This is a genomic window from Nitrospinota bacterium (genome assembly GCA_027619975.1).
Lineage (GTDB): Bacteria > Nitrospinota > Nitrospinia > Nitrospinales > VA-1 > JADFGI01.
In genome coordinates, this window is sequence record JAQCGX010000035.1 from 1 (window position 1) to 15476 (window position 15476).

Annotated in this window: 11 protein-coding genes and 1 pseudogene; 3 read left to right on the forward strand and 9 right to left on the reverse strand. The window is 44.2% G+C overall.

The annotated features are described in order from the left end of the window. Positions 1-378: 378 nt before the first annotated feature. Both O3C58_11780 and O3C58_11785 read left to right on the forward strand, forming a co-directional pair. Positions 379-744 (forward strand): hypothetical protein, encoded by a 366-nt coding sequence (locus tag O3C58_11780; protein ID MDA0692533.1) that lies wholly within the window; start codon positions 379-381, stop codon positions 742-744. A 265-nt stretch (positions 745-1009) separates the two neighbouring features. Further along, a complete protein-coding gene (locus O3C58_11785; GenBank protein ID MDA0692534.1) occupies positions 1010-1471 on the forward strand; it encodes a hypothetical protein in 462 nt (153 codons plus the stop codon). A gap of 176 nt (positions 1472-1647) precedes the next feature. On the opposite strand, the gene O3C58_11790 is transcribed toward O3C58_11785, so the two are convergent. Beyond that, positions 1648-2865, reverse strand: coding sequence for an inositol-3-phosphate synthase (locus O3C58_11790; GenBank protein ID MDA0692535.1), 1218 nt, complete (start codon positions 2863-2865; stop codon positions 1648-1650). Positions 2866-3255: 390 nt separating this feature from the next. On the opposite strand from O3C58_11790, the gene O3C58_11795 reads away from it, so the two are divergent. Further along, a complete protein-coding gene (locus tag O3C58_11795) occupies positions 3256-3522 on the forward strand; it encodes a hypothetical protein (GenBank protein ID MDA0692536.1) in 267 nt (88 codons plus the stop codon). Between the two features lie 86 nt (positions 3523-3608). On the opposite strand, the gene O3C58_11800 is transcribed toward O3C58_11795, so the two are convergent. From O3C58_11800 to O3C58_11835, 8 genes and pseudogenes are all read right to left on the reverse strand, one after another. Continuing rightward, on the reverse strand, positions 3609-4967 hold the full coding sequence (locus O3C58_11800; GenBank protein MDA0692537.1) for a DEAD/DEAH box helicase: 1359 nt from the start codon (positions 4965-4967) through the stop codon (positions 3609-3611). A 193-nt stretch (positions 4968-5160) separates the two neighbouring features. Beyond that, a complete protein-coding gene (locus tag O3C58_11805) occupies positions 5161-5340 on the reverse strand; it encodes a hypothetical protein (protein MDA0692538.1) in 180 nt (59 codons plus the stop codon). A 99-nt stretch (positions 5341-5439) separates the two neighbouring features. Continuing rightward, on the reverse strand, positions 5440-5640 hold the full coding sequence (locus O3C58_11810; protein MDA0692539.1) for a cold-shock protein: 201 nt from the start codon (positions 5638-5640) through the stop codon (positions 5440-5442). A 1571-nt stretch (positions 5641-7211) separates the two neighbouring features. After that, positions 7212-8042, reverse strand: a complete 831-nt coding sequence (locus tag O3C58_11815; GenBank protein MDA0692540.1) for an SUMF1/EgtB/PvdO family nonheme iron enzyme — start codon at positions 8040-8042, stop codon at positions 7212-7214. Beyond that, entirely contained in the window at positions 8021-10165 is a 2145-nt protein-coding gene (locus O3C58_11820) for an FAD-dependent oxidoreductase (protein ID MDA0692541.1), read from the reverse strand. The genes O3C58_11815 and O3C58_11820 overlap by 22 nt, the downstream gene beginning before the upstream one ends. Before the next feature lie 51 nt (positions 10166-10216). Beyond that, positions 10217-11224, reverse strand: a complete 1008-nt coding sequence (gene msrB / locus O3C58_11825; GenBank protein MDA0692542.1) for a peptide-methionine (R)-S-oxide reductase MsrB — start codon at positions 11222-11224, stop codon at positions 10217-10219. A gap of 527 nt (positions 11225-11751) precedes the next feature. After that, positions 11752-12414, reverse strand: coding sequence for a hypothetical protein (locus O3C58_11830; GenBank protein ID MDA0692543.1), 663 nt, complete (start codon positions 12412-12414; stop codon positions 11752-11754). A 631-nt stretch (positions 12415-13045) separates the two neighbouring features. Next, positions 13046-15476 (reverse strand): annotated as a pseudogene (locus tag O3C58_11835) (DEAD/DEAH box helicase family protein).

Genomic DNA, 15476 nt, shown 5'->3' on the forward strand with positions numbered 1-15476 from the left:
GCATAAACTTTAAGGACAGGTCGCCTGTGCTACTGGTTTTCTTAAATTAACAGTAAACTTGAAATTAACATTTTAAGGTCCCAAAAATAGTTTTTCAGCAACCTGCTAACCTCACATTCCAAAAGACGGGCTTATAATCCAGATTAAGTTTTTCATTTTGGTTAAGAGCTTTTATCTTATTAAACCCACTCCTTTTTTCTGATTATTCTCCCTTTATCCTAGTAAAATAGTAGTCAGTAAACATTCTGCCTCAAGTGACCATCATTTAAGAAATGATTCCTTCAAGGCTACTGATTGTCTTTTTTAAGAAAGATTTTACCAATAAAAAGTACCCTTTTAACTCAAGAAGCGAATGACTCCCTTCGCGCAAAGGAAAACATGAGAATTTTACTCCTGGGCATCCTTGCAGCAATGACCTTTTTTCCCGGAGTTTCCTGGGGATTGGATTGTGTCAAATTTGAAAACATGGCGGTTAAAATTCTTAATCAAAAAGAAGACAAAGTGAATTTGGAATGGAAAGCCCGGGTGGTTAACAAGTGCAATAAAATGGTTTCTATTAAAGTTGAAATGCAGTTTACAGATAGTAAAGAAAAACATCTGGACAGTAGCTTCGAGCGCCTCAATCTGATAGATCTCAATGAGGTCAGGGAAGTCCAGAGCGAAAAAAGTCTACCATCAGAGACTTATTACAAAATCGGGACATATTATTTTAAAGCTCTTGAGCTACCTAACATGGCGCAATAATTTTCAACAACTTCTTTGAAACCCGACCCCTTTTTGCAAGATATTTTTCCAACTTGTATCCCCTTCCTGTTGTATTTCCGATCAATAATGTCTTCTCCCCGTCACTCGAGTGAAATCATATTCGCGCAGGGGTCTAATTAACACTTTTGTAAAATGTCCTTGATCGCGTCGTAATACAGATCTTCTAATCTGGATTCCAGGGTCGGTTCGGAATATTTATTGACCGGCAAACACAAAATATTCACTGGAAGAAGGATCAACGACTATGCCCCCAAGGGAGATCAAGACCCGCCATAACGGGCAAAAACAAGAAGCCCTGGAAAATTTGTGGATAGAAATTGAGAAGGCTCTTCTTCAGTCTGCGTCAGTGCGCGTGTCCCTGACAAATTATCAGGCACTTGAACAATTGACCGGATCCCTTCAGGACAATATAGTTCTCAATATTGAAAAACTGACGGCAATGGTGGATCAGAATGAGGAAAGTGATTCGCCCTCTTCCGAATTGGAGCCATCTTCGGAAGAAATATTTCGAACAATGGTGAAAGAATTGCGCGGCCACCTGATAAAATCAATTCAAACCAACCTTAATTTAATTGAATCTTCTACAAAATTAAGTATGGAAAATGAAAGACTTAAAAAAGATTATGCTATTTTAGACACCAAACATAAAAAGGCTCTTGAAAATATTGAGAAAATTCTCATGAATATCACCAGAAATCCGAACTGACCAACGCCGCCACCCTTTCCCATTGGGACCCATGGAAGTTTTAGCCAATCCTATCAAACAAAATATTCGGCAAAAATTTAATTTAAAAGTCTAATCGAGTACTTGGATGGAATTAAACAGCAGGATTTTGTGGACGATTCCTTCTGGTTAATCAGGTGGAGGAATGGCAAGCACGTTCAAGATTTTTTGCTGCTTGAACGCGATTTAGCCACCGGCTTAAGGATCATTTCAGCTTCTTCATCACCGTCCGGATCTGGAATTTTCCGCATCTTTTCCCAAGGCTCGTTAATAAACGCCTCAGTCATATTATAGGCTTCATCATCTGTATATTGCTCGGGCGGATGTTTGCAGAAATAAGCCGATGGCGCGATGAGAACACCGCCCTGGCCCCGGTCGAGGGCCAATTTAACACAGCGGATGGTATCAATAGCTACTCCCGCAGAGTTGGGGGAATCTTCTACGGAAAGCCGCATTTCCAAATTTATGGGAACGTCTCCAAAGATTTTTCCCTCCATCCGGATGAAGCAGACTTTATTGTCTTTTTGCCAAGGCACGTAATCGCTGGGACCAATATGGATATTTTCCGGATCCAGCCGCTGAGCTGCAACCGACTGGACGGCTTCGGTTTTGGATATCTTTTTCGACGCCAGGCGATGGCGGTTGATCATATTCAAAAAATCGGTGTTGCCTCCGGTATTCAGCTGGTAGGTTTTTTCCAGCTTGACGCCGCGTTTTTTAAATAAATCGGTCAAGGTCCGATGCGTGATTGTGGCTCCAAATTGTGATTTGATATCGTCGCCAATCAGAGGAAGATTTTTAGCTTTGAAACGATCGGCCCATTCGAGACCACTGGCAATAAATACAGGGATGTTATTGATAAAACCCAGCCCTGCCTCTAAAGCACATTCTGCATAAAAACGGGTGGCCTGTTCGGAACCCACCGGCAGATAGTTTACAAGAACTTGCGCTCCGGCTTCGCGTAGCACCTTGACGACTGCTTCCTGGTCGGGTTCTGCCGCATCGGACAGGACGAAGGAATGCTTTTCAGGATACTCTTTCATATGCTCGGAGAATCCATCCAGAATTCTACCCATCTGAACCGGGACTCCCAAAGGAGGAATATCCGCGCAAAATATTTTAGTGCAATTGGGTTCTGAAAACATCGCTTCACTGACATCCTTCCCGACTTTTCGGACATCGACATCGAACGCTGCGACGACTTCAATATCCTCAGGCTTGTACCCCCCAATCTCCCAATGCATCAGGCCGATTGACTGGTCAGGGTCTCTGCCTTTATAGTAATGGATGCCTTGAATCAACGAACTGGCACAATTGCCAATGCCTATTATTGCAATCTTAACTTTCTTTGCCAATGGCCTCACTATTTGATTCACTAATCCCAGCCTCCGCAGAAAACATAAAATTGTTTTATTGAAAGGATCCTCTCGTCCAAAACACCAACCGCTTTCCCAATCAGGGGAAAACAAAGGAACATGGTATTACAGGTCCCCGTTTATTTAAAACTTATTTATTTCCATCCAATTTGTAATGCACCTCACGATGAGACGATAAAAATGCTACATACAAACTGCAGTATTTAAATCTCACCTGAAAACAGGTTGTTTCGATCACATAAATTTGTGATCCAATTCCTTTAATAGAATTCATAAATTCAAGATAATTATCACTAATTATTACGAAGCAGGTCTTGTCAGGTGGGCTGAGACAAGACAGGGCATTGAGATTAAAAAATAATTTCCATTTGAAATAGATCGGGGGCGGGAATGAGCGACTCTACAGTTAAGGAAAAGTTAAACTACATATTAATAAACGGAGATGATTTTCAAAAAAACGTTATCAACAAGTGTATTTCAGTGGTTCATTACGAAGTAAGTAAGAAAAATGCACTTGAAGACCGAAAAAATTTCGCGGATTATAGAAACCGGCTTGAGCGTCTTTTCACTTATGGCACTAATGAACAAGTCAGTAGTTTGGTAGGCAGTTTACTTGTTCAAGAGTACCATATTGAAAAAGACACAACGAGTCCTTAAAGATTCTCAGAGTCCTCTTAAGAGAAACCGACAAAGCTTTTCATAGCTAAGATCGAATTACTTTAAAGTCCCTTTCATGTGGGAACTTATCGAGGGCTTCGCGCCTTTCGACGAAACTCACCTTTCGGCTTCCCTGCTCCAGCGGCAGCCACGCGTTTCCAAGGCTTGGAGGATGCGTTTCTTTTTACGGGAGCTTGATCCTTTGAACTTCGAGATCCGGTTCTGCTTCTGCCCATCGTCTTACTGGTTTTGTGTCTTCTATTTAGAGCCGATGAAGCAACTGCCTCTGAGTGAAAAGGATGGTCTTTCACCACCGTAATAATGCGGTCGGTTGCCTTTTCAATATCACGCAAATAGCCGGTCTCACCTGCATCACAAAGCGACATTGCGATACCAAGAGCACCCGCACGCGCCGTCCGCCCTATCCGATGCACATAGCTTTCAGCTTCGCTGGGTAGCTCGTAGTTGATAACATGAGTGATGCCATCTACGTCAAGCCCCCGAGAAGCGATATCCGTTGCAACCAAAACCCGTACTGCTCCCGAACGAAACTGTTTCAAGGCATCCAACCGCGCGGATTGAGATTTGTTGCCATGAAGAGCTACGGATTTAATTCGATTTTTGGTTAAATTCTTAACAATCCGGTTGGACCCATGTTTTGTCCGAGCGAACACAAGAACCCGATAGTAGCTTTCGTCTTCCAGAAGAGAATCGAGCAAAGCGTTTTTATTTTCCCGATCCACAAATAAAACCCGTTGTTCAATTTTCTCAACGGTGCTGGACGGAGGAGAAACACTGATCTGAACAGGATCTTTGAGAAATCTTTTAGTGATTTTGACAATTTCATCAGGCAGAGTGGCGGAAAAAAGCATCGTCTGACGCTGTTCAGGAATCGCGGCAAAGATTTTTTGGATATCTGGCAAAAAGCCCATATCCAGCATTCGATCCGCCTCATCCAAAACCAAAATATCAATATTATCCAGTTTCACATATCCCTGACCAAAAAGATCGAGCAACCGCCCTGGAGTGGCAACAACGATATCAACCCCTCGAGACAAAGCACGAATTTGAGTCCTGTAATTGACGCCGCCATAAACAACCGCCTGGGAAAGCTTCAGATAGCGACCGTATACGCGAAAACTGTCACTGATCTGCACAGCCAGTTCCCGTGTGGGGCTAAGCACCAATGCGCGGACACCTTTTGCCCCAGGAGATTTTCGCGTTTCCGCCAATCGTTGCAAAATCGGCAACGCAAATGCCGCTGTTTTCCCTGTTCCCGTTTGGGCACACCCTAAAAGGTCACGGCCCAGCAAAAGATGCGGAATGGCCTGCATTTGAATTGGGGTGGGAGTGGAGTAATTTTCTTCACGGACAGCACGGCAAATGGGACCGATCAGATTTAAGTTATCGAATCCCCCGGGAGTGGGAGAAATGGACGAATGCATTTGCATATTTTCCTTTAATATTAATTGTGAATTATACAACCGGCCTGTTGAGACTGGATAAAGCGAAGAATTCGCCCTTTTTCAACTCTGCCCAGTCAAACTACCTGGGTGGGGGGGGGCGTAACCATCTAAAATCGTGGCTCTCACATAAGAAGAGTTTGACCGTACAATCTGTAACCAGAAATTATGGTTCTCAGAGGGCTTTATTTTTGGCGTGGATGTCTGTGGTTTGGTCTGCAGGTTTGATTTTTTTCAAACCTTTTTGATAGAGAGACGGCGTTTGAAATAACAGATCCGATCTTTCATTTAATTTTTTTACTGAAATCACCTCTTTTAATTTTCCTGCACTATCGTAAACCTTAACTTCATGCATGTTTTAACTCATTTCCTGAATTATATTACGCCAATCGAGCTTTGGCTAAAAAAAACCGGCAGAGGTGACCCTCTGCCGGTCAATGCTAAAAATTATTTTTTACTTAGGCACAACTTTAGTGGCTTGAGGCCCTTTCTGGCCCATGCCTTCCTCAAATTCAACGGCCTGCCCTTCTCTAAGGGTCTTGAACCCGTCAGTTTGGATTTCCGAGAAATGAACAAAAAGATCTTTTCCGCTCTCGGACTCGATAAAACCATAACCCTTACTCTCATTAAACCACTTTACTGTACCTTTTGACATGATCTATCTTCTCCTGCAATTTGGCGGGAACCACTTTTTAGTAACTAAAACGTAGCGCTCCCAATTTTTATTTTGGATTGGGTGGTAACTCAATGGCCATTAAAACGGACAGTTTGAGAACAAAAAAAAACCATCCTGATGGATGGCCGGGAAAATAAAACCTTTAATTGTTTTACTCTATCTTGCCCTTGGGTACGTTTCCCTAAGGAAACAGCAACCTATTGACTTCCCTCAACCCACCTTAGTTCACTGATGATACCACATATATTCTGGGATGGGGAATTAAAATGAAAGAAAAATAAAGTTCATCATGGCAATGGATGCCCCAATGGAAATGAACCCTAAAAACGCACATAACTAATTGAAAAATATAGCAATTTAAAATCCTTAGAATCTCCCGCCAACACATTCGGGATTGGCTTCAACATGATCGGAGTAATGAGTGTAAGTTATGAAGACCCCTCCTATAGACTTTAGAGTCAACCTGGGTGATATAATTCCGTCCACTAATCCCTTTTGTCCCAAATAAGGTGGTTCATAGTTGATCCCTTATTTTCCATGGTTTACCTCAAACCAAAGTCGACAGTTTCTCAGCTGTTCCCAATTGTGAAACGTACAGAAATAGCTTCTGATATATATGAACATTTTAGACGCTCAAAGGAGCCTGTCGTGAACAGCTTACCCGGATTGACATTAGATGGTTCTCGAAAAGGCCTGATAAAGAGAAAACCGGGAGAATACGAATTCTATGAGGCTGTTATGGAATTCGCCGAATTCGTTATCCCTTACATCTTGAGCATCCCAGGGAGTCAACAGCGGTGGGTTTGTCAAAGTCGCAGATGCGATGATGGCCTATGGAGTAGTGATGTAAATTATGGGCATCTCTAAAAATTAGTTTTCACAGAAAATAGAATCGTGTGCAAAATTTACTTAAATCAGTGGCACGGGCGACCTATCCTTAAATTTCATGCGGAAGTGCGGAATTTAATTCCGCCTTTCCAGCCCGTGCGGACAGGCTGGAAAGCCTGTCCTACTAAAACAAAAGACGCTTCTTTAAATTGGCGATTCGGTGCCGTTGTCAATTTTTAGAAGTGCCCTTATATGATTCGAAGTGCAGGAATAGTTAGAGGCCGATCAGAATCATTTTGCATCCCTACAACTCCCCTCTAGGTCGCGTTTCAGGAATCCGCGATATATTCCACTTTGATTTTGACTACTCATAAGAAAATGCTTTTCCCCTGCCAAGTTGCATTCACCTGCGGTCTGTTGGAGGGAAAAATCAGATACGGATTTGGCAGAATTCGGGGTGCTTGTGGAAACGCACCCAAGCATAAATACAAATGGAACCCAATAAAAAAAACTTTTTAAACGTCTCATAATATTCTCATAATTTACACGCCAAAGGTTTTTTCATAAACCACCCGTTTTTTTTAAAGGCGATTTTGACTTCGTTCAAATATTAGTCCTTCTGTGAGGAAATGCAAGAATTTATCATTGGATGAGGCACAAATAGTTGACAAACTGGGCACTACTTTAATCGCAAAAGCAGGGTTCCTATTCCAAGGGAGTTCTTATAAGGCGCATCGGAACCCAACAAAATTCAATCGGGCCGCAGGCTTTGCCTCGGTTCTTTCGGCGGGTCGGACTCCTGTAGAGTAGTTTATCCAGGAACCGCCCCGGATCACTTTTCGTTTTCCGGTTTCCGGACCTTTCGGATTGTCGCGGGGAGATTTCTCATAATAGTCCTCCGCATACCAATCCGTGACCCATTCATAGACATTGCCGGCCATGTCAAACGCTCCATAACCATTGGCCGGAAAACTACCCACCGGAGCGGTGTAACGATAGTCATCATCAAACTGGCTTTCCTTCCAGCGCTTGTCGCATTGCTTGTCACAAAAATTAGCTTTTCGGGATTCAGCCTTATCGCCCCAGGGAAACACCGAACGCTGGCCTCCCCTGGCCGCCCATTCCCATTCGGCTTCGGTGGGAAGCCTTTTCCCCACCCTTTCGCAAAACTCCGTTGCCTCAGACCAGGTCACTCTCTCCACCGGAAAGTTCGATCCTTTATAGACGGAGGGGTTGTCCCCCATGACCCTTTGGAATTCTTTTTGGGTCACTTCATGACTATCGATATAAAAACCATTTAATCTGACTGTATTGGCGGGTTCCTCATCCTGGAACCAGGATTTTTTGCAGTCCCGGTTGTTCATTAGACAAATCTGATAGCCTTGATTGGAGTCTGAACCTCGAAAAAGTTCACCGGAAGGAATCCCTACCATTCCCTGAGGAGGCCGAGGATTTTTCTTTACCTCCTCGGAACCGGCAGTTTCCAGCGATGAAAAACCAAAAACCAACGCAATGGTAAAAATCGCTTTTATTAAATATATTGCCTTCTCCACCGGTTGACCCTCTCCCCCCAAGCCAGCGTTTTTTCCGTCACATGGTTCCGCTTCCAATTTCCTGCGGCATATTTGTTTGACTCGGCCAGAGTCGGGTAAATATGGATCGTGCCCAGAATTTTATTCATGCCAAATCCGTGTTTCATGGCCGCTACATATTCAGCGATAATATCTCCTGCGTGAAGCCCGGCTATAGTCACCCCGATAATTTTGTCCTTGCCCGGAACGGTCAGGACTTTAACAAGTCCATAAGCCGCTTCATCGGTAATCGCCCGGTCCAGGTCATCAATGCCGTAGGTGGTGACTTCATAGGCAATGCCCTTCTCCTTGGCCTCGCATTCATTCAGGCCGCATCGGGCCACTTCGGGGTCGGTGTATGTGCACCAGGGCACCGTATTGTAATCCACTTTAAATCCATAAAACGGACTGAGCATTGAATTCACCGCGCAGTACCATGCCTGATGCGCGGCTATATGGGTGAACTGATAAGGCCCGGCGACATCTCCACAGGCATAAATATTGGGGAAATTAGTTTGCATGTATTCATTCACTTTGATGGTGCCATTCTGGTTCAACTCAACACCAAGCTCTTCCAGCCCGAAACCTTTGACATTTGCCTGCCGACCCAAGGCTATCAAAACCCGATCAAATTCGACGACAACCGTGCGGTCCTGATACTCGCACTCCAGAAAGTTTTTTCCATCCCGTTTAAAGAATTTTTCCGCCGAATGCTCCAGGAGAACCTCGATGCCGTCCTTCTGAAAACTCTCCAAAACCATTTGAGAAATTTCAGGATCTTCCCTGCTAATGAGTTTGTTGTACCGCTCCACTTGCGTCACCTCACATCCCAGCCGGGCAAACGCCTGAGTGAGTTCCGAACCAATGGGACCGCCGCCTAGCACCAATAATTTTTCAGGTTTTTCGCGGATGCTCCAGACCGTGTCGGACGTCAGGTAATCCACTTCATCAACCCCTTCAATCGGTGGAACCAAAGGACGGGCGCCTGTCGCAATAACAATATTCCGGGTAGTGAGAACTTCCCCGTTGACCACCACTTCATAGGGAGATTTTATTTTTGCTTCGCCCGTGTGGCACTCCACTCCCAGCTTTGTATAACGCTCAATCGAATCGTGCGGCTCGACAGTCTTGATCACCCGTTGTACCCGCTCCATGACATCGGCAAACTCAAAATCAACTTTGACATTTTTGAAACCCAGGCTCTGGCATTTATTCACATCGGCCATGAATTTTGCAGAACGAATAAGCGCCTTGCTGGGAACGCATCCGGTGTTTAAGCAATCGCCGCCCATTTTATGTTTTTCTATCAAGGCCACTTTCCCCTTGGTGGCGGCCCCTATATAACTGGTCACCAGCCCCGCCGATCCGGCTCCAATCACCACCATGTTGTAATCAAACGTTTTTGGCTTTTTAAATTTTTTCAATACTTTTCTTCCTTTATAAAAGCCCAACAGTTTTTTGGCCAACAGCGGGAATAGTCCCAGCAGGACAAATGAAAAGATTAGATTGGGCGAAAGAATTCCTTTCAGGGATTCGATTTGCGCTAACTGGGTTCCCGCATTTACATAGACGATGGTACCCGCCAGCATTCCTACCTGACTCACCAGAAAGTACGGAAGGGTCTTCATGGGAGTCAGTCCCATCACCAGATTGATGACAAAGAAGGGAAACGCGGGAATCAAACGCAAAGTAAAAAGGTAAAAAGCGCCGTCCTTTTTGATGCCCTCATTAAATGACTTGAGAAAACTCCCGAACCTGTTTTGCACCCAGTCACGCAGCAAGGACCGTGAGACCAAAAAGGCCAGCGTCGCGCCAATGGTACTGGCAAAGGAAACCAGGATAGTACCTGTGACGATTCCAAACAACGCCCCGGCCAACAAAGTAAGAAGAGCCGCCCCCGGAAGGGAAAGGGCTGTGGATACGATATAGACCAAGGTGTAAGCGCCGATTGCCAGTAAAGTATTTTCCTTATAAAATCCGGAAAAATTGGCTTGTTGTCCCTTTATATATTCTAGGCTCAGGTATTGACCGAGGTTATAGTGGGAAAAAGCTAACAAGCAACCGGCAAGCACCGCAAGAATAATTATTTTTTTTAGGTTATTCACAATTTTTCTTGGCGTTTATTTTTAAAGGAAATGTTCCATTAAGATGTTTCATTATAAATTTGAAAACAAGGAGACATAATCCCCATAGCCTTTTTCCTTAAGCTCCTCTAAAGGAATAAACCCTAAGGACGCCGAGTTGATACAATATCTCAATCCCGTAGGTTGAGGGCCGTCCTCAAACAAATGACCCAGATGCGAGTCCGCATTGGCCGACCTCACTTCCGTTCGTTTCATAAAGAACTTGGTATCGGTTTTGGTGACGATATTTTTTTCGACCAGAGGCCGAGTGAATGACGGCCACCCGGTACCAGACTTGAATTTATCCAAGGAACTAAAAAGCGGTTCTCCGGAAACAATATCCACATAAATTCCTTGCTTCTTGTTATCCCAGAAGGCGTTATCAAAGGGAGACTCCGTCCCCTCTTCCTGAGTGACTTTATATTGAAGCGGAGTCAACTTCTTTTGCAACTCGCCTTGTGTGGGCTTGGAAAATTTTTCTCCATCACTTTCCATAGATATTTTCATAGGCTTATAGTTCCTTTCCGTTCCCCAAACTTTTTCGATGAACTGATCCCGTCCGGATCGAAAGCGATAATATTTATAACGAACGGGGTTTTTCTTGTAATAATCCTGATGATAATCTTCGGCGGCGTAAAATTCCTTAGCCTCGATGATCGGGGTCACAATTTTTAGAGCATAACGCTTACTTGCTTCAAGACGCTTTTTTGATTCCTGCGCCTGTTTTTTCTGCTCTGCACCATGATAATAAATAGCCGTCAAATAAGAATCTCCCCGATCCACAAACTGCCCGCCATTATCGGTAGGATCGACATTCCTCCAAAAAACTTCCAGCAGATCCTCATAAGAAACCTGGGTCGCATCGTAGTGAATTTGAACCGCTTCGACATGCCCCGTGGAACCGTAAGACACGTCCTTATAGGTAGGGTTTTGCGTGGTTCCGCCGGTGTAACCTGGAATCACCTGTTTCACGCCCTGCAATTTTTCAAAAGGGGGTTCCATACACCAAAAACATCCCCCGGCAAAGGTAGCGACCTTCATTACCGCCGACGATTCTTTTTGAAGGTCCGGGTTCAGCCTTTTTTCTATAGGCGACGCGCCAAGGCCTGTAAGTGAAAATACCAAAAGACCGATTGCAGTTAAAAAAACATAAATATTTTTATTCATTTCGAATCTCCTATAGAGAACAATCTCGTATTCATTTTACCGGATGATTACAAAGGTAACACTATAAGCATGCTAATCAGTCGCGGATAAACGGCATTGCTTACAAATGAATTTGATGAGGATGGACGGTTGGGAAAGAAACAATATACTGCGCTTGAAAGGAGAGCATTCGCTGAAACACTTATCTCTCGCTTCAGGGTTGAACATGCGAAAAATCAGGCTGACAGACACTTTTACCCCATAGCGGAGCCCTCAGCTTTCTAGATTCAACAAATAAGCCCCTCCTGCCGGGTTTGGACTCAAAAACAATGCAACAGAAATTACATCCTGGAAGCCCCAACCGAGCAGGGTGAGTTCAACATTATATGTGCTAATTATGTCATTTTAGTCAAACATAAAAATCACATCATGGGTCCGGGCATATAAATGGTTCCTTCTGGGGATTCATGCGTATGAATTTCGCCCCCAAAGCCCAGCATCTCCGATGCGCGTTTCGCTTCCTCAGGGGTTTTGTACATGTGGTCCATAATATCCCGGCTCATTTCGGACCCTCCCCCGGGCTGTTCCCCATCGGAACCTTCCTGCCGTTGATCGCCGCCAGAACCTTCCTCGCGCTCATCATGCCCCCCTGAACCTTCTTCGCGTTCATGACCGCCGGATCCTTCCCGGCGCCCAGGATGCTCGCCCCTGTCAACCATCATCATGGCTTCACTCAGTTGAGAGTAAAATTTCAGTTTTTGAGTGTATCCTTCCACCCGGCCAACCTCTTTTTTGTTACCGTCATCCCAGATGATAAAAGTGGGGGTGCCGATTATCTCGCCAACGCGGCCCACTTCCATAGCCTTCGCCAACCACTCGGGAAAATTTTCACCTTGAACAGCAACGATTTTTGCCGGCAGATTTTTGCCAGCTTCGCTATTGGGGTATTCAGGAAGGACTTCTTCCTTCCACCTCTTGGAAGTTTGCGATGTTTCACCACTGACAACCAGAAGTTCTTTAGCCACAACTTGAGAAACAAACAAAATCAAAAAATTTATGGCAACCAAGCAGATTATTTTTTTCATGGATTACGTCCTTAAAAAGAATCAAACCATTTTTATTTGCTATGGTTTAAGCATACAAAAACCGGAGCCATCTTTAAAGGGTATAAAGTGTCAGTTAATATGGAATAAGAGGGAGAATTCCTGAAAAACTTGGGACTCTAGTGGGACTGGAGAGACCAAAAAGAAAAAAGCACTTACAGGAAGAATCCCATAAGTGCCTTTAAAATAAAGTGGAGGTTCGGCGAAAAAGTTCGAACCCCCGACCTCTTGAATGCCATTTTAGTGGGCTAAATTCACCCTGTGTAGCCGAGCAATTTTTGGACGTTTTATAAACCATTACAAACAAAACGGTTAGGCGTCTTTTGAGCCACTATCAACTGTAGCCAATCAAAATCCACTTTCCCTTATTTTCCGGTATTTTCCCCTATTTTCTGAGAATTTTGGCTACAGTTTGGCTACAATTCCGATTTCTTAACCTCGCAAATCCTGCCTTCAAGCGTTCGAAATTCTGGTCATTCCTGACTTCTTAACATAACCTTAAGAAGTCACCCTGACCGCCTTATTGGCTATTAAGGGTTCATGAAAGAAATCCTGATAAATAAAAAGAACCCCTCTTCCTGATGAAGATCTTTGGAAATTCCAAAATGCGAGTTCATAATAGAGGCTGAATTGTATAACCCAGACTTTTATAACCCACCAAACGCTTTTCGTTCATTCGTTCCAGCATGGGAACCAGGTGGTCTACGTAATCGTATATTTGCACTTCCGTTTTGTTATGGTGCGTGCGATGGAGACGTCCTGAATATTGAGCCAATGTTCCCTTCCATGAAACTGGCATAGCAAGAAATAAAGTGTCAAGCCGTGCATCATCGAAGCCTTCCCCAATATAACTCCCTGTGGCAATCAATATACGCTCTTCGTCGTCGCTGATATTGCCAAGTTTTTCCATTACAGTTTTGCGCTCCTTTGAACTCATGCCACCTTGTAGCACTATGATATTTTTTACAAATGCCCTCAGGTGTTTAGCAAAAAAAGCCACATGTTCCTTGCGTTCCGTTAGAATGACCGGCGAACGTTTAGCTTCAAGTGCATGTAGTACATCATCCAAGATAAGTTGATTGCGTGCTTCATCACTGGTTAGCTCAGCGTAAACCGTTTGAATGGGAGGTCGCTCATATTGCTCAGTAATCGCAGTTGAGATACAGAATTTTGTATAACGAGGAATAACATAATGATCGAAAGGCCGTTTTTCCGCCTGCAATTTTGCATCTACATGATAGCGAATCGGTCCGCACTGCATAAAAATAATAGGATGCTGACCATCTTTGCGATTGGGTGTTGCTGTCAGGCCCAGAACATATTTGGCTTTGCATTGTCGGGCTACTGCCTCGAAACTTACGGCTGAAAGGTGGTGGCATTCATCAACGATCAACTGTCCATAATCTGCTACACAATCATCTACCTCGCCCTTCCGCACTAGACTTTGAAGAAGCGCTACGTCGATCCGACCTGAAGGCTTACGTTTGCCTCCACCGATTTTCCCTATAGTAATACTTTCTAAACTCAGAAACGCTTGTAATTGTGCTATCCACTGATCCATTAGTTGTTTGCGGTGAACCAGAATCAGGGTGTTTCGTCTGCGTTTGGCTATTATGTGCGCTGCCAGCACTGTTTTTCCAAAACCAGTAGCAGCAGAAAGAACCCCTGTATCATATTTGAGCAAGGCTTTTACAGCGGACTTCTGCTCTTTGCTCAGAGTGCCAAGGAATTTGGTGCGAATTGGTTTACCAATATTCCGCTCATCAATAAGATCAACGGTTATTTTCAGACCACTCAATAACTCTAACAGCTCATCGAGGCACCCTCTCGGCAATCCGATGTGATTGGGAAAATTCTCGGCGCAAGCAATGATACGTGGCTTATCAAAAGTTGATAACCTCATGGCTTGCGCCCTGTAAAACTCCGGGTTTTGGAAAGCAGCGATACGGATGAGTTTGTTGATCAGTTTTGGTGGCAACTCCTCTTTGGAAATATAAAGTTGGTTTCCCTGAATAACGGTGACAGAAGCAGGTAATGGTTCTGTAATAACAGCTGGTTTCTGTTTACGCGAAGGTGATAATTTCCATGGTTCTTCTGCGTCTTCATCATCCAAAGACATCCGGACTCCGGTAATACCCACGGTTTATTGCCTCGCAGACGATATTTGAAACCTCTTCAGGAGCCATGCGTCTGACAGAAGCGAGAAATCTCCATTGATCTGCATAAGGTTCAAATTGTTCATTCAGAAAAACACTGTTATTTCCCTGGCGAGGATGGTGTTGTAGCGGTAATGCAATCAAATTGCCAAACCCTCCAGATGGCATGGTGTCCTGATTGGGAAAAAAACGATCATAAGATGCAAAGCCTAAGTCGGGGTAGTTCTCCATCGTTTCTGTAAGAAGATAAGAGCCAAGTTTTCTTGCATCGGATGCAGGAATAGGTTGACTGTAAAAAATCCATACATGTGCTCCGTTTCCAGAACGCGAGCGTTCAACATAAGCGGGTATTTTCTTTTCTCTACAAGTTTCAAGAAATGCGGAAACATCTTTCTTCCAGTGTTCTTTGTCAAAGTCTGCGGCAAGAAACCAACAGGCTTCATCTTGTAACAAAGGATAAACGCCTATGGTGAAATCTTGCTCTCTAGGATTGTCTGGGTTACAGCCCATAAGGTGATTACGTATGACTTCATCGGTGACCGGAAGGAAGGCCTGGTGCTTGCATTCGCTACACTTGACTTTTGGCTTGTCACAAACACCGTGCACCCATTCATTACCGCAGGCCAAACTGTATCCCGAACGACCAGTCTTCCGGTTATCCCAACGTAGAGGGTAAACATCTTCCCGGCCACGAAAGAGACTGCGAAAAATGGCAATTTTTTCAGACGGGGAAAGCGGTTTTGACTTGTCAGTTTTCGTCGAGGGAAGCGTTACATGATTTTCCTCAAGGTTCTTTAGACGTGCCAGCAGTTGTGCGCGTTCTTCATCAAGAATATGAAGGCGCTTTTGAATCTGGGTAATTTCACTTTTATTTCGATTCCAATCCAT